Annotated in this window: 17 protein-coding genes, 1 other RNA gene and 1 CRISPR repeat array; of the genes, 10 read left to right on the forward strand and 8 right to left on the reverse strand. The window is 52.7% G+C overall.

From position 1 onward, the window contains the following. Positions 1-64: 64 nt before the first annotated feature. Complete coding sequence (locus WC184_02860; protein MFA7476822.1) at positions 65-484, reverse strand: rubrerythrin family protein; 420 nt, start codon at positions 482-484, stop codon at positions 65-67. A 13-nt stretch (positions 485-497) separates the two neighbouring features. Continuing rightward, complete coding sequence (locus tag WC184_02865) at positions 498-953, reverse strand: Fur family transcriptional regulator (protein MFA7476823.1); 456 nt, start codon at positions 951-953, stop codon at positions 498-500. A 107-nt stretch (positions 954-1,060) separates the two neighbouring features. On the opposite strand from WC184_02865, the gene WC184_02870 reads away from it, so the two are divergent. The 6 genes from WC184_02870 (at position 1,061) to rnpB (ending at position 7,543) form a co-directional block, all read left to right on the forward strand. Then, the gene (locus WC184_02870) at positions 1,061-2,857 is read left to right on the forward strand and encodes a glycerol-3-phosphate dehydrogenase/oxidase (GenBank protein ID MFA7476824.1); all 1,797 of its coding nucleotides are present in this window, start codon (positions 1,061-1,063) and stop codon (positions 2,855-2,857) included. Further along, entirely contained in the window at positions 2,854-4,401 is a 1,548-nt protein-coding gene (locus WC184_02875) for an FAD-binding oxidoreductase (GenBank protein ID MFA7476825.1), read from the forward strand. The genes WC184_02870 and WC184_02875 overlap by 4 nt, the downstream gene beginning before the upstream one ends. After that, positions 4,392-4,820, forward strand: coding sequence for a hypothetical protein (locus WC184_02880; protein ID MFA7476826.1), 429 nt, complete (start codon positions 4,392-4,394; stop codon positions 4,818-4,820). Before WC184_02875 ends, WC184_02880 begins: the two co-directional genes overlap by 10 nt. Beyond that, on the forward strand, positions 4,820-6,268 hold the full coding sequence (locus WC184_02885) for an FGGY-family carbohydrate kinase (protein ID MFA7476827.1): 1,449 nt from the start codon (positions 4,820-4,822) through the stop codon (positions 6,266-6,268). The genes WC184_02880 and WC184_02885 overlap by 1 nt, the downstream gene beginning before the upstream one ends. Positions 6,269-6,502: 234 nt before the next feature. Then, positions 6,503-6,901, forward strand: a complete 399-nt coding sequence (locus WC184_02890) for a plastocyanin/azurin family copper-binding protein (GenBank protein ID MFA7476828.1) — start codon at positions 6,503-6,505, stop codon at positions 6,899-6,901. Between the two features lie 240 nt (positions 6,902-7,141). Then, positions 7,142-7,543, forward strand: an RNA gene (rnpB, locus tag WC184_02895) — RNase P RNA component class A. A gap of 55 nt (positions 7,544-7,598) precedes the next feature. Here rnpB and WC184_02900 read toward each other — a convergent pair. The 4 genes from WC184_02900 to WC184_02915 are packed head-to-tail and all read right to left on the reverse strand — an operon-like array spanning position 7,599 to position 10,860. Continuing rightward, positions 7,599-8,171: a histidine phosphatase family protein gene (locus tag WC184_02900; protein MFA7476829.1), complete on the reverse strand. Its 573-nt coding sequence runs from the start codon at positions 8,169-8,171 to the stop codon at positions 7,599-7,601. 51 nt (positions 8,172-8,222) lie between these two features. Next, the gene (locus WC184_02905; GenBank protein ID MFA7476830.1) at positions 8,223-8,705 is read right to left on the reverse strand and encodes a hypothetical protein; all 483 of its coding nucleotides are present in this window, start codon (positions 8,703-8,705) and stop codon (positions 8,223-8,225) included. Positions 8,706-8,724: 19 nt separating this feature from the next. Then, the gene (locus WC184_02910; GenBank protein ID MFA7476831.1) at positions 8,725-9,438 is read right to left on the reverse strand and encodes a C4-type zinc ribbon domain-containing protein; all 714 of its coding nucleotides are present in this window, start codon (positions 9,436-9,438) and stop codon (positions 8,725-8,727) included. Positions 9,439-9,456: 18 nt separating this feature from the next. Continuing rightward, entirely contained in the window at positions 9,457-10,860 is a 1,404-nt protein-coding gene (locus WC184_02915; GenBank protein ID MFA7476832.1) for a hypothetical protein, read from the reverse strand. Between the two features lie 90 nt (positions 10,861-10,950). Here WC184_02915 and WC184_02920 point away from each other — a divergent pair, with 90 nt between their 5' ends. From WC184_02920 to cas2, 4 genes are all read left to right on the forward strand, one after another. Next, on the forward strand, positions 10,951-11,454 hold the full coding sequence (locus WC184_02920; GenBank protein ID MFA7476833.1) for a DinB family protein: 504 nt from the start codon (positions 10,951-10,953) through the stop codon (positions 11,452-11,454). A gap of 336 nt (positions 11,455-11,790) precedes the next feature. After that, entirely contained in the window at positions 11,791-15,117 is a 3,327-nt protein-coding gene (gene cas9 / locus WC184_02925) for a type II CRISPR RNA-guided endonuclease Cas9 (GenBank protein MFA7476834.1), read from the forward strand. A 4-nt stretch (positions 15,118-15,121) separates the two neighbouring features. Further along, on the forward strand, positions 15,122-16,045 hold the full coding sequence (gene cas1, locus WC184_02930; protein MFA7476835.1) for a type II CRISPR-associated endonuclease Cas1: 924 nt from the start codon (positions 15,122-15,124) through the stop codon (positions 16,043-16,045). Beyond that, positions 16,032-16,358: a CRISPR-associated endonuclease Cas2 gene (gene cas2 / locus WC184_02935; protein ID MFA7476836.1), complete on the forward strand. Its 327-nt coding sequence runs from the start codon at positions 16,032-16,034 to the stop codon at positions 16,356-16,358. Before cas1 ends, cas2 begins: the two co-directional genes overlap by 14 nt. 51 nt (positions 16,359-16,409) lie before the next feature. Then, positions 16,410-19,069: direct repeats of the CRISPR family, unit length 36 nt; unit sequence GAAGCTTAGCAGGGTTAATAAGAACTGATTCCCAGC. An 11-nt stretch (positions 19,070-19,080) separates the two neighbouring features. Here cas2 and WC184_02940 read toward each other — a convergent pair. Beyond that, entirely contained in the window at positions 19,081-20,685 is a 1,605-nt protein-coding gene (locus WC184_02940; GenBank protein ID MFA7476837.1) for a DUF222 domain-containing protein, read from the reverse strand. Between the two features lie 125 nt (positions 20,686-20,810). Next, positions 20,811-21,188 carry a carboxymuconolactone decarboxylase family protein gene (locus tag WC184_02945; protein MFA7476838.1) on the reverse strand — a complete coding sequence of 126 codons (378 nt, stop codon included), beginning with the start codon at positions 21,186-21,188 and terminating at the stop codon, positions 20,811-20,813. Positions 21,189-21,357: the final 169 nt, after the last annotated feature.

The following is a 21,357-nucleotide window of genomic DNA, read 5'->3' on the forward strand; positions in this document are numbered from 1 at the left end:
ATAGCAATTGGCGAGCGCCAACCTAGGAAAACCAAAGTTGGCGCCATCACAAACTGAGTGAGGATTACGAAAGGGTGTCGAGTCCTTGTTGGAAACGACCGGCGTGGCTCTTTTCGGCCCGTGCCAGAACTTCCATCCACTCGGCAATTTCGATGAAGCCTTCATCACGAGCCGTCTTAGCGAAACCTGGGTACATTTCGGTGTACTCATAAGTCTCGCCTTCGATGGCGGAACGAAGGTTGTCGGCGGTGGGGCCAACAGGAATATCGGTAGCGGGGTCGCCAGCATCAGCCAGGAAATCCATGTGGCCAAAAGCGTGACCTGTCTCGCCTTCCGCGACTGAACGGAACAGCATGGCAATGTCGGGGTAACCCTCAACATCAGCCTTCTGGGCGAACCAGAGATAGCGGCGGTTGGCTTGGCTTTCGCCAGCAAACGCTTCTTTCAAGTTTTCTTGAGTCTTGGTGCCCTTAACGCTTGACATACGTTACCTTCTCTTAAGCTTGGTAGTTTGACGTGACCAGTAATGCGGCATCGTTGCTGGCGCAGCTAGCGCACCAACCTCGAAACACAACATCGGTGGATGAAATTGAAAACCCGTCGAGCAAATGCCCGGGGAAATCAATTTCTGTGAAGTCGACCACTACATCGCGCACTTCACCGCAACCGCTACAAACCAGGTGCTGATGAGCATCGAGGTTGGTATCGAATCGGGCGGAACCGGTACCTAAATCAAGCTGAGTTATTTCGCCCATTTCGGCGAGATCATTCAACGTTTGGTAAACGGTGCGCAACGACATAGTTGGCATCTGTTCTTGGGCCTTGGCATAGACAGCTTCGGCGGTTGGATGTTCTGCCCAATTATGCAGGATTTGAAAGATCGCCTGGCGTTGCGGGGTGACCTTTAATCCTTTTGCTCGGAATAACTCGGAGAGCTCCTCGGGTGACTTCACCCGTACTAGGCTAGAAGCACAGGAAGTAATTTGCAATAGTTGTTAACTAGAAATTATTGCAATTACCGATTGACCTGCATTTCCGGTTGTGAGGAGTGTCGTATTCAATGAGCCCATCCGCATTTAATCGAGGCGCGGCGATACACAACCTCACCGAATCGCTTGAACGAGGCGAGTCCTTCGATCTAATTGTGATTGGGGGCGGAATAACTGGTGCCGGAGTTACCTTGGACGCCGCCTCACGCGGTCTACGAACCCTGCTCTTAGAACAAAACGACTTCGCTTCGGGCACCTCGTCGCGTTCCTCGAAGCTAGTTCACGGCGGACTTCGTTATTTACAACAAGGCGACATCGGTCTTGTTTATGAAGCGCTAGCCGAACGTCAGCGCTTACGAAAGAACGCCCCTCACCTGGTTAAACTTCTTCCATTCTTGCTGCCTATTTTCACCAAAGACGGCTTGTTTAACCGAAAAATTGCTTGGGCTTTGGGTAAAGCAATGTGGATGTATGACCTAACCGGAGGTGCCCGAATCGGCAAGCTTCACCAGAAGCTATCAACCGACGAAACCTTGGCATACATGCCGACTCTGCCCCGCCAACGACTCGCTGGCTCTTATCTGTATTACGACGCCAGCACCGATGACGCTCGTCTCACCTTGGCCGTGATACAAACCGCAGTTGAGGCGTACGAGGCCACGGCCATTAACTTTGCACCAGTAACCCAATTTACGACGACGATCGACAGCCACCGCCCCGATCAGCACACATCCAGCTCAAGCAATGCGACCGGGAAGGTTGAGAGCGGTAAGGCTGAGAGCGGCGCCAAGATCAACGGCGTGATTACAGAAATCGACGGTGAACGTTTTGAGATCCCCGCTAAGTTTGTTGTGAATGCCGCTGGCGTGTGGGCTGACTACATACGTGGTTTGAATGATCACGAGGTCGGCCACAGTATTCGACCCGCCAAAGGGGTCCATATTTCGGTGCCCTGGACCAAGGTCCGTAACGAGGTAGCGGCCGTGATTCCAGTTCGAAGCGATCGCCGCTCAATATTTGTGGTGCCCTGGGGTGATCAAACCTACATCGGTACTACTGACACCGACTACGAGGGGCCACTCGATGATCCCCGCTGTGAAGAGGAAGACGTTGAATATCTACTCGATGCCATGAACGCCTCTCTCACCGAGCCGCTGAGTCGAGCTGATGTGCTAGGAACCTGGGCCGGTTTACGTCCGCTGGTTCGTGGAAGCGAAAATGAAGAGGGTCGGACGGCTGACCTATCTCGAAAACACCATTTGAGTGTTGATTCTGACCAATTGATTTCCATAAACGGTGGCAAGCTCACCACCTACCGAAGAATGGCTGAAGACACCGTTGACCTGGTGGTTTCCTTAACAGATGACGCCACTAAGAGCCGACTGCACAACAGTGCTCGCACCAAATCTTTACCGTTGGTAGGCGCACGTGGTTACTTCCAATTTTTGCGTCAAATACCGGCTTTTATCGCTGCTTTTGAGGCTCACGGCGTAGGCACGAGCACCGCCGAGCGCGAAGACTTACTCGTTCACCTGGCAAATCGGTACGGCGACAGGGCCCGAGTATTGGTCGCCATGATTGAGGCCGACCCAAGCCTCGCCACCCGTCTGCATCCATCTCACCCATTTGTCGAGGCCGAGGTTCTGTACGCGCTGCGATATGAAATGGCCATCACCATAGAAGCCATTCTGACACGACGGGTTCCACTGCGGCTCCACGACAGCTACGCCGCTTGGTATTCCACGGATCGTGTGAGTGACTTGATGGCGGCCGAACTCGGCTGGTCTGAGGCGGAGCAACGCCAAGAGGTCGCGAGCTTCAAAGAACTATTAAACTCGGAACGAGAAAGTGCGGGGTTCACATCATGACCGATGCCGAGCGTATGGCTATTCCACTTCTCGCACCTTCACCGTTGCCCGCCACCGGGGCCGGCACTCCAACCCGGCCTATTCCGCTCGTCGAGAGTGGCACATCCCGACCACGAGGATTGGCACCGGCGGTCAATTTGCCAGCGGATTTCGTTGGCAAGCTACGCCAAATTTGTGCTCGAGTGAGCGACGATTTAGCCACACGGAACGAAGCATCGCGGGATTGGTGGCCGCTAGCCATGATCTGGGCAACCGAGAATCAGGTCCCTGCCCAGGCTGCGGTGGTTGTTCAGCCGCAATCAACGGCCGAGGTTCAAGCCATCTTGGCGTTATGCAATGAGGCTCAAGTACCGGTAACAACCAGCGGCGGACGCAGCGGAGTTTGTGGTGCAGCCGTGCCCCTTTATGGCGGTGTGGTGCTCGACACAACGGCTTTAACAGGCATAAATTTCGTCGATACCGCATCACAAATTGTGGAAGTTCTACCTGGCACATTCGGTGACCACCTAGAAACCGAGCTACGTGGTGAATACGAGCTCACCCTGGGGCACTGGCCCCAATCAATTTCGCTGTCAACAGTGGGTGGATGGCTGGCCTGTCGATCTGCAGGACAGCTTTCCAATCGCTACGGCAAAATTGAAGACATGGTGGTGGGACTCGAAGTCGTGCTGGCCAATGGCGAAGTTGTACGCACCCACCAAGCACCGCGGCAAGCCACCGGACCTGATCTCACCAGCCTATTCGTGGGTTCCGAAGGCACCTTGGGTGTCATCACCAGAGCATGGCTGCGCCTACACAAGGCGCCCCAGGTCGAGGCCCATGCCGCTTACGGCTTTGAAAGTTGGCAAGCGGGCATGGAGGCATGTCGACGCATCTTGCAACGTGGCGCCAACCCGGCCGTCCTGCGTTTATATGACAGCATCGAATCTGCACGTAGCTATGGAACTAGCAACTTGGCAGTCTTGTTGGTTCTAGACGAAGGCGATCCAGCCACCGTGGAAGCGAACATGGCGGTCACGGCAGCAGAATGTCGGGACAGCAAAACCCTAGATTCAACCCTAGTTAAACAGTGGCTTGGGCACCGCAACGAGGTTTCGGCGCTGGAAAGTCTGATTCAGAATGACTTCGTGGTCGACACCATGGAGATTTCAGGACCATGGAGCGCTTTACCCGCCATCTGTGAAGAAACGTTGGCCGCCTTACGTGCAATACCCGGCGTACGAGCAGCGTCGGTCCATCAGTCACATGCCTACATCGACGGAGCGTGTCTCTACTTTACCTTTGCGGGACGACCCGAGAATTCAGGCCGGGAAGCGTTTTACGATGCCTGTTGGGAAGCTGGCACCAAAACGGTATTGCGCAATGGAGGCACGCTTAGTCATCATCACGGCGTCGGGCTTAACCGCTCTCGCTTTGTTGATGAAGCCCTGGGCAGCGCAAACCGAGTCTTTCAGTCTGTAGCCTTGGCGCTTGACCCTAATGGAATTTTGAATCCGGGCAAGCTAGGTCTGCCAAGTGCGTTCGGACCGCTTTCATGGCCTTAACCGACACTTTCCATAGCCTAAATTTCGCGGCACTCGCTCGAGCTGTGGCTTACGGATTGGCCATCGTTTTACCGGTCACGGCACTTAGCGTCTGGTTCATCAACCAAGGCGACGACACGTCTCCGGCTTGGGCTCTAGTTGGATTGGTAGCAGTGCTGGCTGGGTTTGCTTTCGCCGGCGTACAAGTGGCTAAAGCCCCTATTGATCTGCCCTACACCCACGGAGCGTTGGCTGGTTTAATCACCTTTGCGTTGGCGCAAGCCATTGTTCTAGCCATCTCGGCCGCGGTGGGTCGTGAAGGCGAGATACATTTCGCTGCCATAACGGCGAATGCTTTCTTAGCGGCTTCCGCAGGCATGTTGGCAGCCATTATTACGTCGCGATTTAATCGAAACGCTAAACGAAAGACTGGAATTTAATGAGCGTCCTAGTAATAGACGTGGGTACGAGCAGCGTACGGGCCGCGATCGTCAATGAGTTGGGCCAAATCACGACGCAGCGTCAAGAGATGTTCTTGCCTGATAGTCCGTTTCCTGGGCTGGTGGAATTCGACGCCTTGGCCTTGGGAGAACTCGTGGTACGTCTAAGTGCTGACGCGGTCGCGGCTTCGGGCAATACACCACCAAGCGCTGTGGGCATAGCCAATCAGCGCGCTTCCACCGTGGTCTGGCACCGAGGAAGCGGCACTCCAGTAGCGCCTGCCATTGGCTGGCAAGACCTCCGAACTGTGGGCGAGTGTTTGGTGTTCCAAACCGAGGGTTTGCGTTTCGCTCCTAATCAGTCGGCCACCAAACTAGCGGCCATTTTGAACCAGGTAGATCCCGACCGTAGTCAAGACCTCTGTTTTGGCACCGTCGATAGCTGGCTAATTTATTATCTGACCAATGGCGAGGTTCACGTTACAGATCGTTCGAATGCTTCGGTCAGTGGGCTGATCGGCCTTGATGGCACCGATTGGGATGAAGCCCTACTCAACCGGCTTAGTATTCCGGCGGCCATTATGCCGACCATGGTCGATTCCTACGGTGCAGTTGGCGTTGCGCACAAGCTGGTAGGAGCGCCGACGATCACCGGCTTTGCGGGCGACCAACAGGCTTCGATGGTGGGACAAGGTTGCGTCGAGCCGGGCCAAGCGAAAGCCACTTTTGGCACTGGCGCTATGCTGAACGTGGTTTTGGGCGAAAACCGTCCACCATTTGAAACACAAGGGCCGGGCGGCACTTTCCCCATCATTACCCTTGGTGAAAATCAGGCCCCTCGCTGGGGACTTGAGGCCATCATGTTGGCAGCTGGCAGCAACGTGGAATGGCTTCGTGATGACCTGGGCGTGCTCGCCACCGCCGACGAATCACATCAACTCGCTTCGAGTGTGGAAAGCACCGAGGGCGTGGTGTATGTACCGGCCTTGTTGGGTTTGGGTACGCCACACTGGGATTACGGAGCACGCGGGGCAATGTTTGGCTTAACCCGTGGGACCACCGCTGCACATATCACCCGCGCCGTGCTCGAAGGAATCGCCTACCGCGGTTGGGAGCTACTCGAAGCAATCGAGACCGATGCCCACGTTTCGTTGGACACCTTGCGGATCGACGGTGGTATGAGCTCAAACCCGACATTTGTGCAGGCTCTAGCCAATGCCACCGGTCGTCAGATTGAGGTTTCGCCGGCACCTGAGGGCACCACCGTTGGTGCCGCATACCTAGCTGCGTTAGGAGCTGGAACCTACAGCGGCCTCTCCGAATTGCAAGCGTTGTGGAAGCCCAAGATGGTCGTGGAACCTACAGATCGACTGGATGTCGAGCAATGGAAAGTAGCGGTATCTCGCTCGGGACAATGGCATCAAGATCTTTCGGCCTTGGCCTTTTGATGGGGTAAGACTTGATGATGTAACACGCCCTATGAATTCAATAACATTCATTATTTATGATAATGAATGTTATTGAATAATTCTTTGGCGCTGCTCAACTGGCATAACAACTTTTATGCAAAACTAAACTTCGCTTGCCCTTAAAAGTTCGATATCTTGTGACTGTCGTCACTGTTTCAATTGGCCGGGTTTCGCCATCGACTTCCGGACCATGCTCTTACTAGGGAGAAGCGCATGAAAACACAGGCTCGCAAGGCTGCCGCCGCCTCAGCATTGTTGGCATTGAGCGGTCTGCTTTTTGCTGGCTGCGGTGGTGGAAACAAAACCACTGGCACCGCAGGGGCATCAATCTTGAACCAGCAGGAAGCCCCCGATGCGGCTGAGCTTGGCCCCGCCAATGTCAACATCGTGAACTTCGGCTACGAGGATGAGACTTTCACTGTGGCCGCTGGCACCCCGGTCGTATGGGCCAACGAAGGCTCTGCCCCCCACACCGTCACTGGTGATGACTTCGATTCCGGAGTCATTCGCCCTGGTAAAGGCTACTCCTACACCTTCGACGAACCCGGCACCTACGAGTACTGGTGCACCAACCACGAAGGTGTGATGTTCGGCACAATTGTGGTTGAGTGACTTTTGTCATTAAGATGTACCCTTAGGGTGACCTTCGCCACCTGAAGACACAAACATAGGCTTGTGTGGGGACCGAACCTACCAAACCGAAGAGATCAGGTTGGGGGGCCAGTTCACTTCGGCGGCTACCCGGAATCTAGTTCCGGGTAGCCCGTTTGGTTTTTACACCCATCTACGAATGTGTGGCACACTCAGGCGCTGTGGCACTCCAAGGAACCTGTGGCAGACTAGTAGGGATGGTTAGTGGGCCGGGTGATCGCGGCTTCACCGAGATGAAGTCGAGGAAGGTCGGAGCTCCAAAGGGCAGGGTGCTAGTTAACGGCTAGTCGGGGCGACCCGCAGGAAAGTGCAACAGAAAGCAAACCGCCAATGGCTCGGTCCTTATTTAATTCAGCTGTAATTCAATAAGGTTGCCAAGCGCAGGCAAGGGTGAAACGGTGCGGTAAGAGCGCACCAGTGCCTAAGGTGACTTAGGCAGCTAGGTAAACCCCACCCGGAGCAAGGTCAAATGCTGGGTTTCGGTGGCCCGCCAGCCATATTCATATGGCGACCCACAGGTAGACTGCATAGATGGATGATCACCGAACGGGAACTCGGTAACGAGCCCGGGAACAAAACTCCGCCTATAGGCCCACTCACCATCCCATAATCACCACCGAGTGTCAGCATTCATTAGCTGGCGGTGAATGGTTGGCGGTCAATGGACCACTGGTGGTGACTCATTAAATGAGTGCAATACAGGCCCAGCGGCCGTAATTGTTATCCGGGTCACCGAAGGTTGACCTACGCGTGCCTTAAAGGCCACATCGTCAACACCACCTAAGCTCCAAGAGAGTATCGATTTTATGGGAGACACGTGGGTGACGATCACAATGTTGTGCTCCAGCGCTTCTAAGGCAAGCTCCGTCGCTCCTGCAGCAACTCTCTCGTTTAAGCCGTCGTATGATTCCCCGCCCTCAGGGGCGTAGCTTGGATCATTTCGCCACTTTTTCCACACCTCAGCGGGTATGGCACCGACTGGCAGGCCGTCGTAGACACCATAATCCAGCTCGATAAACCGTTCATCAACATGAACTTCGCTACCGAAAGCAGCTGCCGTCTGCCGAGCACGAAGCAGCGGGCTAGAAACCACCTTGTCTACCGGACCGATCCACTGGGCGACTAGGCGAGCTTGTTCCTCCCCCACCTCGTCGAGTGCCGGATCAGCGCGTCCTAGCAGAAGCCCAGCGGCATTGGCTGGCGTACGACCATGTCGCACCACAATAAGCATTCAGGCCACCAGCTCTCGGCCGGAGAGAAGGTATCGCACCGCTAAAATCATTCAAGGCACCAGCTCTCTGTCGAGTCGACCGTGTCTCTTAAACGCCTCCCAGCGCTCAGGATCATCAAAGCGGAACTGCTTCCACGACCACATGATGGCAGCCAATCCAACCATCTCAAGCAGAATGCCTAAGAATCCGCGGCCAAAGGTCGGAAGTTTGCTGCTGGGAAAGTCGAAGCCGAAGGCGGGCCACCAAAATAGCTTGGTGTTGGTCCAGGTTCCATCGAGGACTTGGTGGACGAATACACCGATCGAAAGTCCTAAGAGTCGACGCCGAAGTAAACGGCGCTTTTGTGTGGCCAGCATGATTAACGTTAAGAGTACGACCGCACCCACCAAAGTATGCAGCACTGGAGGGACACCGGGAATTACATCAATAAGTGGCAATATCGAACCGGCGATGACTAAACGATAATCAAGAGCAGGGCTTTTGAAAACTAATACGACTGCTAGGAACCCAATCCCGATAAACCAAAAGAACATCGTCGAGTTTCCGTTTGCGCTAGTGAACTAGCAAGCGACCGCACTCGTCACAGTCGGCAAGCTCATCGTGGGGCATCTTGCGAATACGATCTAGTTGCACTGCCGATAGTTGGAGATGACAACCACCACAGCTATTTCCGACCAACCGGGCTACGGCAATACCACCCAATTGGCGTCGGCGGCTTTCATATTCTTGCAGTTGAGACTCGCTGAGCCGAGCTGCCGTTTCGTCGCGAAGGACCATGACGTCTGCAAGCACCACATCTATCTCAGCCTCTTGAATGGACAACTGGTTTTCAGCCTCGGTTAGAGCGTCTTGGGAAGCGCTGACCTCGTCGGCGGCGGCATTCAATTGTTCATCAAGTGGTTCAATGGCCGCCAGAATGTCTAATAACTCATCTTCAAATGCGGATTCACGCTTCTTCAGAGAGTCAATCTCTTCTTGGAGGGCCTGAAGTTCCCTGGGGTTCTTTACCGAACCACTGTAAAGGGCGGTCTCACTCTGGCTCTTTTTGTCTTGCAGACTAGCTAGCTCATCTTCGATCCGGCGCTGATGCCGCTCGAGCTCGGCACGCCGTTCAGCCAAAGCAGTGTGATTGGCGAGCAATTTTGCGTGACCGGCACTTAGTTCCTCAACCTTGCCTCGCTCTTCCAGATGTTCTTTCCGATAGCGCAGTTGGTCGGACTTAGTATCGTGTTCTTGTAGCAGTAGAAGTTGTTCTGTTGTGCTCACGTATCCTGTGTCGTCTTTTCATCGGGGTAAATGTGTACGAAGTTTACTTCCTTTGCCGTCGATACGCTCAAGAGCTTCTTTACGATCTTGTGCGAGGTCGTTGGCCAGACCAGCACCTTCTGATTCTCCGGCGTTCTGACTGGGCGATGCGAGTTGTCCGCTACCGGTGCCTGTTGGATCGCGATCGATGGCTGCCATAACCGCATCGAAGCCGTCCACAAGATAGGGCCTAGGTTTACGCTTCCCGAACGGCACGGGCCGCTGTTCTAGCGACTGCTTGGAAGATGCATCAGCAGGTTGCGATGCATTTAGTGGGTGTTCATAAGATGCCTGCGATTGCAATAATTGAGATTGTGGTGGTTGAGATGATTGAGATGACGAATCAGTTAACGATCTTGCCTGAGTCGATCCACCTAGCTCAGATTCATCCGACATATTACGATTCACATGAAAATAGCCCAGCTCTTCAATGTTAGATATGGGCGAGACTGGAGTATCAACCGCGGGCAAATTTCGATCGTCGAAAAACGCGTCGATTGCATCACGTCGCATCTGATGCTTTGCGTTGCGAGAATGGCGCATTTTCGTAATATTTGCACGCCGTTCAGCCCAGGTGATCACTTCACGGCTGTTCATACGACTTCCTTCAAGCGCCCACAAACGGGCAAAGATGCCAGCGCCTAAACCAGCCACCGCGAACAACAAAAGCGGTAGTTGAGCAGCACTAACTAATGCGCTTAAACCAGACCAGGGCCATCCAAATGAATGTAAAGGTAATAGAGGAAACGATAGCGTGACAATAATTAATACTAGTGAAACCATGCTTACCGTATTACCAGTTACTATATAAAAGTAGCGCCAACGCGCGCTTATCGCGCTGCGTAACACGGCGGCAGCAATTCCGAAGAGTCCAAACGCGATCAAAACATTTCTAACTAAGGATAGATTGTGAGCCTGAAATTGTATGGCAATGGGTATCGGATTGGTTTGCAGGTTGACTGAGGAGGGGAAATTGTCGGCCAGCGGATGCCCCAAATCGCGCAATGCAGCTAGAACCGCAGGCGTGGTGGCCTGCGGGTGTAGTGCCAGTACCGGCTGGTTTCCCTCGACCCAAGCACGATGACCTAACACCAAACTGCGCGAGACATCATTTATGACGCCATTATCTCGGACCATCCGCTGGGCGACGTTGGCGATGGTGGGTTCATCAAGCTCGCCCGGAGCGAAAAGTTTCGGAATAGCGGCTGTAAATTCTCTCACTAATGGGTCGTGTAACTCATAATCGAAGAGAAGGTCAGGCGTGGCTGAGTGCACGATGGTGGGTGACAATACCAATGAAATCAGTATCACGACCAAGGTAGAAATGGCGGCCGTGAGCCAGCCAGCTACAACGATACGATCAGTTTTTTTGGCCTGTGGCATGCGAGTCATCCCTTACCCGTGCGCTGTGCCAACGCCACTACCCGGTGATAGATGCATTTAATACTAGATGCAAAACCGTAGGCTGAGTCTATGGACGCGATCGAAGTATTACTAGATCTTGCCGGCCGGCCTATTGCAGCTGTGGAGGAGCTGGCGGACAAATTGACGCCAGCAATGCTGAATCAACACGTTGGAGGCCATGACAATTCGGTGGCCTGGCTACTTTGGCACACTGGTCGTGAAATCGATGTTCAGCTGGCTTCGCTAGGCGATGCTGAGCAGGTTTGGCACGCTTTAGGCTTCAAAGGTCGGTTCAACCTCGGCAGCGCTGGCGATGGAATCGGTTATGGCCATTCGGCCGAAGAAGCTCGAAGCATCGTGGTCGACGATGAGCATCTACTGGTTGAATATGTGAAAGCCACTGCGGAATCCCTGGCAAACTACATATCGTCATTATCTGAAACGCAGTTAGATGATATCGTGGACGAACGTTGGGATCCACCGGTAAAACGCGGCGTTCGCTTGATCAGCATCATCGACGACGCCATCATTCACCTCGGCCAAGCAGCCTATATTACTGGTACTCGCTCCTAAACCTTGTCCCCCACCGACGGTCATCTGCAAAGCACGCTAATCGCATTCTAAAGATAGGTAAAACCCATTGTGAGGTTCCAAGGATGACAGTCCTATCAACTGAGGTCCTTGTCTCAATCTTTGCGTCTTTAGAGCTGAAATGTTTGCGGAGTTATAAGAAAGCTCCTAAGGTCTTGGTCAACTGATTCCCAGTAAGGTTCGCCTCGTTAGCGAATCGGAATGCTCCGAGCCCTTGGGCTCCTCAGAAGACCCGGCCTTGGCTGGGTCTTCTGTCTTTTCTCGTCGCGAATCATATATTTCAATGACTTAACTTCCATAGTATGGCATTATCGCCTTATGGAGACTGTCACAAACTCTCGATTCTGGGTGGGTATCGACGTCGGGACCAACTCCGTTGGTTGCGCCGCAATAGAAGTCGACTCAGACGGCATGCCTATCCGAATCCTCAATGGGAAAGTACAAGTCCACGATTCGGGAGTCGACCCTCAGCATGCTAAAACCGCAACAACCAGGCTGGCAGTTTCTGGTGTTGCACGCCGCACACGCCGGCTAGTCCGCCGTCGCCGTAAACGGCTGATTAATTTGGACAAACAACTAAAAGCATGGGGCTGGTGGTCCGAACTCACCTCTAACGATCCATATTTTCCCTGGCGAGTTCGAGCGCGCCTGGTTGACGAGCTAATCGAAGATGCTTCCGAGCGTCAACAACTTTTAGCTGTTGCTTTACGCCATATTGCGCGCCACCGTGGCTGGCGAAACCCTTGGCTACGAATTGAATCGCTCTTTAACCCATCAGAGCCAAGCAAGTTTCTAACCGGTTTTCGAGAGCGGGTTGAAACGGAAACTGGACGCTATTTCGACCATGACGTAACTGCCGCTGAATTAGCAGTTGCGGCCCTTAAACACGATTCTTCAATACCATTGCGAGGTGGCAAAACCGCAAACCTCCGGGCCGAGAAAACATTTAGTTTTATCGGCAGCAAACTTGAACAATCAGACAATGCCAACGAAATACTAAGAATGGCAGAAACTCAGCAGTTAAGCATCGCACAGACGGAAGAGATCATTCGATTAGTCTTTGCGGCTGAGTCACCGCGGGGTTCTTATATAGGTCGCATTGGTAAAGACCCGCTACCCGGTCAGGGTTCAAAATATCGCGCTGCCAAAGCGAGTGACTCGTTTCAGCGTTACCGAATAGCTTCTCTTATTGCCAACCTGCGGCTCAAAGATGGCAGCAGCGAACGCCCGCTAAACGTTCGGGAACGAAATGAGCTGTTCGACTACCTAATGAACGTGAAAGCCGGTGCCAATCCACAGTGGTTGGATGTTGCTGAACATATGGGTTGGGAGCGTTCTCAGCTACGTGGCACCGCCACCATAACCGCTGATGGCGAACGTGCCGCCGCCCGGCCACCAGTTCACAATACCAACGAAAAAATTGGCACCTGCAAAGTTCGTACCCTTAAGAGCTGGTGGCCAGATGCCAGCCCAGAGGCGCGCGACGCGGTGGTAGCAGTGTTAAGCGATGGGCTCTTCGATGACGACTCAGCAGCAGGTGCAGAGGCCCGTGAGTTGATCGAATCCCTAACGGATGAAGAACTTGTAGCCCTAGACACGATCAAGTTACCGCCTGGTCGAGCCGCCTATTCCAGTGATTCTCTTAACCGTTTAACTCGGCGCATTCTCGAAGACGGCGTTGACCTTCATGAGGCCCGGAAACTTGAATTCGGGGTCGACGACAGTTGGGCCCCTCCGGCCGAGCCTATTGGCGCACCCCTCGGTAATCCAGCAGTAGATCGAGTGCTGAAAATTGTTGCACGTTGGTTGGGTGCGGTTGAGGCTGAATGGGGAGCACCCGAAAAAGTAGTAATTGAACACGTTCGTTCGGCATTTGGTAGTGAAGCCGCCGCTCGAGAGCATATTCGTGAAACCGAACGTCGCTTTCAACAGAATCAACAACAGATGCGCCAGCTAGCAGAGTCGCAAGGAATTAGCGGCGTGGTCCGTCGATCGGATTTATTTCGCTATCAAGCAATTGTCAGACAGAACGGTGAATGTCTCTATTGCGGTACGGCGATTGATTACACGACAGCTGAGATGGACCACATTGTCCCTCGGGCCGGAATTGGTAGCACCAATAAACGAGAGAACTTGGTAGCTGTATGCAGTCGATGCAATAAGTCGAAATCGAATACTCCATTTGCGGCTTGGGCAGCTCGCACTCAGCTTCCTGGAGTGTCTGTACCCGATGCAATCGAACGCACCAACCATTGGAATAGCGGACCGGGTGAAACTGCTAAACGCCATCGAGATTATGTGCGGGAAGTTCAAGCACGTCTACGCAAGACCAGCGAAGACGAAGAATTTGATGGCCGTTCCTTAGAATCGGTGGCGTGGATGGCTAACTCGCTACGTCAAAGAATCGAAGCTCATTACCGTGAGCGTTTCCCGGCTGCTTCCACCAAAGTTTCGGTGTATCAAGGTCGGATTACCGCTGAAGCGAGACGAGCATCTGGAATCGAAAAGCAGATTCCGTTTATTGGTGAGGCAGGCAAAACCCGACTTGACCGCCGCCATCACTTTGTTGACGCTGCGGTTGTCACGTTGTTAGACGAGTCGATCGCGCGCACGTTGGCGGAACGTGTAAACCTGCGTGACTCAGAACGTAATCTTCATGCTCCCGAAACCTGGAAAGACTATACCGGCAGCTCAGAACGCCCGCAGGCAAGATTCGAAAACTGGGTAGAACGGATGCAAATTCTACTAAACCTAATTTCGAGTGCACTTAATGACGATGAGATACCAGTAATGGAAGATCTTCGTTTGAGATTAGCAAATGGAACAGCTCACAAGGACACCATTCTGCCGTTGGTTCGGATGCAAGTCGGTGACGCTATGTCTCTAGAGCTCATCGATCGCGCTTCCACTCCGGCTCTTTGGATGGCTTTGACTCTAGACCCGGATTTTGATGAGAAGGAAGGTTTACCCGCTAATCCAAATCGCCAGATTCGTGTGCGTGACCAACATTTAGGTCCTTACGATGAGATTGGGTTCTTTCGTAAACTGACTGCTGCAATCGCAGTTCGGGATGGATATGCAGAAATTGGTTCGACTATCCATCATGCTCGGGTTTATCGGATCGACACCGGCAAGAAGCCTAAGTATGCAATGCTTCGTGTTTTCACCACTGATTTAATCCGCCATCGAAATGACGACCTGTTTAGTGCTCCCCTATTACCGCAATCGATATCTATGCGCACCGCCGATAAGACGCTACGCAAGGCATTAGCGGAGGGGACGGCAACCGAGCTGGGTTGGATTGTGGTTGGAGACGAACTCGAGCTGGATATGAGTAGTTTCACGACCGGTGATATTGGAGATTTCCTCAAAGAATACCCTGGAACCACCCGTTGGAAGATAGACGGCTTAATGGCGCCTACACGCTTACGACTGCGCCCGGTAATTCTAGCGAGCGAGGGATTAGGCGAAGAGCCGACCAAAGCATCTAAAACTATTCTCGATCGGCCTGGATGGCTACCCTATATTAACTCTCTCTGGAACGTTCAGGAACTAACCGTCATTCGTCGTGACGCGCTGGGCCGCGAACGGTGGTCATCCGCCGCCGGACTGCCAGTCTCATGGCGAGTCGAGAACAGCGTGTAATGCTATGGCCAGGGGCTGGAGGGTACTCGACATAACCTCACTGGTGGGCAACGTGTCCACCAGAAGAGGCCAGCTTGCCATTACGCCTGAGGGTGAAGAGTCGAGCTACGTACCGGTTGCTGATTTAGCTCTAGTGTTACTTGGTCAAAAAGTCGCATTATCGGGTGGTGTTGTACATTATTTGGCACAGCATGATGTTTCGGCACTGATGTGCGACTGGCGGGGCGTGCCCTATGCCGGTTTCCATTCTTGGTCCGAACATACTCGGGTCGGAGCACGACATCTTGCCCAGGTGGATTTAACAAAACCTCGACAAAAGAACGCCTGGATGCAGATCGTGAAGGCCAAGGTCTTAGGACAGGCACAAACGTTGGCGTTAGTCGATCGCCGTGCTGCGCGTCGTCTGTTCCAAATAGCGGCAGACGTACGCTCCGGTGATCCCAACAATTCCGAAGCCATTGCGGCGCGCTGGTATTGGCGACACCTATTCGCCAATCAGCGATTCTCCCGTGATCAAGATGGTCGAGACAATCTCAATTCGATGCTGAACTACGGCTACGCCATCCTGCGTGGCTTCGGGATCAGAGCAGTCGCGGGAGCTGGCCTCTCCCCCACCATCGGAGTGTTTCACCGCAATCGTTCTAATCCATTCAATCTTGTGGAAGACCTGATCGAGCCGTTTCGTCCAGTCGTTGACGCTGCCGTTCATCATCTCGGGTGTGACGCTTCGCTTGAAGATCGTCGTGTGAAACAGGCGTTGGTCTCAGTAATTGCTAAACCATTTGATCCAACGGGAATGGGGGTTGGAAGCATGCTGGACGACTTAGCACAGCAATTCGGAAAATATGCTGAAGGCGATATGCCGAGGCTTGATGTTCCGAGCTGGAATCCGATACCGGATTGGTGGGAAGCAGATGCCGAAGGATGACGACGAAGTGTGGACCATTGCCATGTTTGATCTGCCGGTTGGCACGAAGACGCAGCGGCGCAAAGCAACCGAATTTCGCAACTATCTGCTAGACCTTGGATTCTGGCGAGCACAATATTCGGTGTACGCCCACTACCTCCCAACCTCGAATGCCACTGTAAACTTGGTGCGAGCGATTAAAAGTGCGTTACCGCCCGAGGGGGAAGTACGAATAGTGACCATCACTGATAAACAGTGGTCAAAAGGACTTCGTTTTTCTAATCGCGTAGAGACCTATTCCGAAGATGCACCTACCTTATTCACACTTTTTTGATCGTTCGGTTGACCTATTTGACCAGGTCAACCCAGTGATTTTGCCAGCTCGGAAGCTTAGCAGGGTTAATAAGAACTGATTCCCAGCACAAAACCGAACAATCCGCGGTCACAACGAAGCTTAGCAGGGTTAATAAGAACTGATTCCCAGCCTGGTGTTTGACGGCGCGGGTGTGCTGGGAAGCTTAGCAGGGTTAATAAGAACTGATTCCCAGCCGTTCCAAGGTGTGCCATTCAGTCAGGCGAAGCTTAGCAGGGTTAATAAGAACTGATTCCCAGCATTGACGTAGTATTGCCCTGTAGTTATTAGAAGCTTAGCAGGGTTAATAAGAACTGATTCCCAGCGTCAAAGTAATGGTGCCAACACAAGCACGAAGCTTAGCAGGGTTAATAAGAACTGATTCCCAGCCGAGTTCTCGCCTCTGTACCCGCCGCAAGAAGCTTAGCAGGGTTAATAAGAACTGATTCCCAGCCACCTGACGTTTGAGCGGCCGATCACCGGAAGCTTAGCAGGGTTAATAAGAACTGATTCCCAGCGGCCTACCGGCACACCAACAATGGACCGGAAGCTTAGCAGGGTTAATAAGAACTGATTCCCAGCCATGGAACCGACTTCGTGGGTTGGGTTAGAAGCTTAGCAGGGTTAATAAGAACTGATTCCCAGCGCCTGGCCAGCTCGCACAATGGTGCGCAGAAGCTTAGCAGGGTTAATAAGAACTGATTCCCAGCTAAACACCCACCTGTTCGGTGTCCGCCAGAAGCTTAGCAGGGTTAATAAGAACTGATTCCCAGCATCTCGGTCAGCCGTTCCAAAATTTGGCGAAGCTTAGCAGGGTTAATAAGAACTGATTCCCAGCATCATTGCTTGGGACTCCACGAACACAGGAAGCTTAGCAGGGTTAATAAGAACTGATTCCCAGCGTGCCGAGCCTGCCGAAGAACCTCTAGAGAAGCTTAGCAGGGTTAATAAGAACTGATTCCCAGCACCGACCGAGTTGGGGGCGCAAGTCTCTGAAGCTTAGCAGGGTTAATAAGAACTGATTCCCAGCCCAGGCAACGTCGACTCTAACGGCTGCCGAAGCTTAGCAGGGTTAATAAGAACTGATTCCCAGCCAAAACGCCACCGCTGCTAGCGGCGTGTGAAGCTTAGCAGGGTTAATAAGAACTGATTCCCAGCATGCCCCACCACGAGCCTCGGTGGGGCAGAAGCTTAGCAGGGTTAATAAGAACTGATTCCCAGCGGGGTCCCGGGCGCGTGGATTGGTGCAGAAGCTTAGCAGGGTTAATAAGAACTGATTCCCAGCGCAGCTTGTGGTTGAGGACGAGTCAGTTGAAGCTTAGCAGGGTTAATAAGAACTGATTCCCAGCTCAGAACGTGGGCACAAACGTGGGGGCAGAAGCTTAGCAGGGTTAATAAGAACTGATTCCCAGCCTGACGGCCGCTTATCACTTAGTGGTATGAAGCTTAGCAGGGTTAATAAGAACTGATTCCCAGCAAACGCAACTGACACCCGTCCTGCTGGAGAAGCTTAGCAGGGTTAATAAGAACTGATTCCCAGCCGAAGCGCGCCCTTGCGCGTTTCTGAATGAAGCTTAGCAGGGTTAATAAGAACTGATTCCCAGCGGTCCACGCCAAGGTGGTGGTGTCGTCGGAAGCTTAGCAGGGTTAATAAGAACTGATTCCCAGCTGGGGTTCTAGCACCTAACGGCAAAATAGAAGCTTAGCAGGGTTAATAAGAACTGATTCCCAGCCAAGCTTCCAATCGGCTTCAAGGTCGAAGAAGCTTAGCAGGGTTAATAAGAACTGATTCCCAGCGCCGTGAGGTGTTGGGCCAACGCAACGTGAAGCTTAGCAGGGTTAATAAGAACTGATTCCCAGCATGAAAGTCGCTTCGTATGCGCGCCGGTGAAGCTTAGCAGGGTTAATAAGAACTGATTCCCAGCCAACTTGCCTGAGCGTGAGCCCGAAGTTGAAGCTTAGCAGGGTTAATAAGAACTGATTCCCAGCTCGTCTCGGCGATTGTGGCGCTTGGGAAGAAGCTTAGCAGGGTTAATAAGAACTGATTCCCAGCTTCCGGTTGTACCTCCCAAACCTTGTAAGAAGCTTAGCAGGGTTAATAAGAACTGATTCCCAGCTAGGCGCACTCGCACGCCACGCGAAAAAGAAGCTTAGCAGGGTTAATAAGAACTGATTCCCAGCTCGACTCCGAATGGGACATCCCAGAAGGGAAGCTTAGCAGGGTTAATAAGAACTGATTCCCAGCATCCCATCGTTACGGCCAGGAGCAAGAAGAAGCTTAGCAGGGTTAATAAGAACTGATTCCCAGCTTAGTCATGGTTTCTCGTTTCTAGGGTTGAAGCTTAGCAGGGTTAATAAGAACTGATTCCCAGCTCACTATTCGAACTGGCGGCAACTGACGGAAGCTTAGCAGGGTTAATAAGAACTGATTCCCAGCATATAGTCGATCGTGAGCTTGTATTGGGGAAGCTTAGCAGGGTTAATAAGAACTGATTCCCAGCAGAGCGCTCGAAATAGGCGAACTGCTCGGAAGCTTAGCAGGGTTAATAAGAACTGATTCCCAGCCCGTCAGCGATGCACAAAAATGGTGTGAGAAGCTTAGCAGGGTTAATAAGAACTGATTCCCAGCTTCATTATCAGCGGGTGCTATGACACTTGAAGCTTGGCAGGGTAAATAAGAACTGATTCCTAATGGATACAGTTCCTACACACGTATACTTCGTTTGCGGTGAAATGGCAGGATGATTTGATATTCCTGGATTACAAGATCTAAAGGCTCAACAGTGAAAGAGAGCTTCAGCTTGGTCTGCGGATTTAATCTGTTGGCATCAATCTGTAATGAGACCTGTTTCGCTGGAGTATTAGCTGAGGCATCAACGGATGAAACCGTCCGGCGCAAGTGAGCATTCCCTGCTGCGGGAGGCTCAGGCTTTTTCGGATCTAACAATTCCCACGATTCAGTCTGTTCCCTGACACCAAAGTCAGCCGACGTTGACCCGGTGTTTGCTAGCGGCGACTGAGGTTCTGGTGGTGGCTGAGGTTCTGGTGGTGATAAACGCGATTTTGGTGGATGTTTGGATTTGTTGCGGTGGTGTTTCGGACACAGCAGCTGACCATTATTGAGATTGGTTGGCCCACCTTCTGACCAAGGCTGAATGTGATCAACCTGGCAATGCTCGGCGGGCACGGTACAACCGGGATACACACAGAAACGATCACGAATTTGAATGGCACGACGGCCATAACCCACGAATAGACGCCGGCTACGACCGTAATTAATGACTTGGCCCGTTGAGTCGAAGACTGCACGCTCAATTCGAATATCGGCATCACTCAGCAAACGAGCTACCTCACCAGGCGTTACTTGAACACCAGACCCCAACTCGCAAACACGGCCAGTAAGCGTTTTGTGATCGACGTGAACCGTGACAAACGCCGGTAGACGCATTCGAGGTGATGACGCCTGCGACATCGAACGGGAAGCCATTTCCACCATGGCGTCGTACCGACGCTGAGCATCGCTACGGCACAAATCGGCCGCCGTGGCCGCCTCACCAAACTGCTCACGAGCTAAAGCCCAATCGGCATGCCAAAATTCGCTTTGGATTTGGCTTAAAGCATTACTAAAGACTTCGAAACCAATTGGCTCAAACTGCACGTCAAGCCAGCCCACACCATCAAAACCGGCCGACATGTGAACGGCACGCTTATCGTAACGAGCTGCAGCGTCAGCTTCGGCCCGCTCAGGATTCGCGAACGTATGCCAATGGTCTAGCAGCTGACCGAACTCGCGAACAGTTAGGTTATCGGCCTGAGCCACCAGCCATTTCTCAGCCTCAACAAATGCTTCTGGCGCTTTCTTGGCAGTTTGAGTAAGGAGTTGGACATGACGCTCTGAAAGCTTGCCTAACGAAAACTGGCCTGCCACCACGGGCGCCGCGCGTAATTCACGCGCCGTGCGCACCATACGGTTGCACTCTTTTCGGTCGCGTCCACTCTTTCGCTCCATCCAAGCGGCACAACTACGCGAACCATCAACAGACCAGATCATTGACGCATCAACGTTGCCAACCATTTCAATGACGACGGCAGCTAGCTGAGTTTGAGCTTGTAGCAGCTCGATCAATTTATCCGCCTGCAAAGACACTTCGAGGGAATTGGAGTCAACATGCGGCATCAGTGAGCTAGCAGCACTAACCAATGCGAAAAACGTTTGATTAATGGCGTCAACATCGGCGGCACCGTTGGAGAGAAGCTCGTGGCTGACCTCTTCCAAAAGCTGAGATAACCGGTGTTGACGTTCGTTCATAATGTCATTATAGTGAACAGATGTACGATAAGCAAGGTTTATAAGAAATTTTATGGAGCGCCAATGCCTTTAAGAAAGACCAGCCATCAGCTGCTATTTGATCAGCATCTCAACCGCCACCGCCCCTACGCAGGCGCTTCACTGTCGTTGACATCACCATGAAAACTGCAGAATGCATCGTAGGCTCGTGGTCCGTAGATCGTGGCCGGCCCGCCCTTCATTAAGAACGCCACCCCTATTGCTTCGGCAGCCTCACGGCGAGTAGCACCAGCTTGAACGGCGGCTTGGGCATGCGATGCAATACAGCCGTCACAACCTTCCACCACCCCAATGGCCAAGGCGATTAGTTCCTTAATCTTGACCTCTAGCTCTCCGGCTGTGAAAGCCGCTTTGTGCAGCTCACCAAAGCCCTTGTACACATCAGGAATTTCTCGTCGTAATTCCCGGTGCAGAGGCCGAAGCTCATTTAGCACCTTACGTCCGTGAGGAGATTCAGTAGCCATATGTTTCCTTTCAAATTGGGGATTTTTGTTGCATAAATTCGTCAAAGTGGACGTTTTGTTGCATAAATTCGGCGATTTATTGGGCTAACGCCGTTTAACGAAGGCTTATTGCGCTAGTGCGGCCGATGAATAGCGGCCGACGATTACAGCTATGACAAACCATGCTCCG

Source organism: Acidimicrobiia bacterium (assembly GCA_041676705.1).
Lineage (GTDB): Bacteria > Actinomycetota > Acidimicrobiia > Acidimicrobiales > SKKL01 > Actinomarinicola.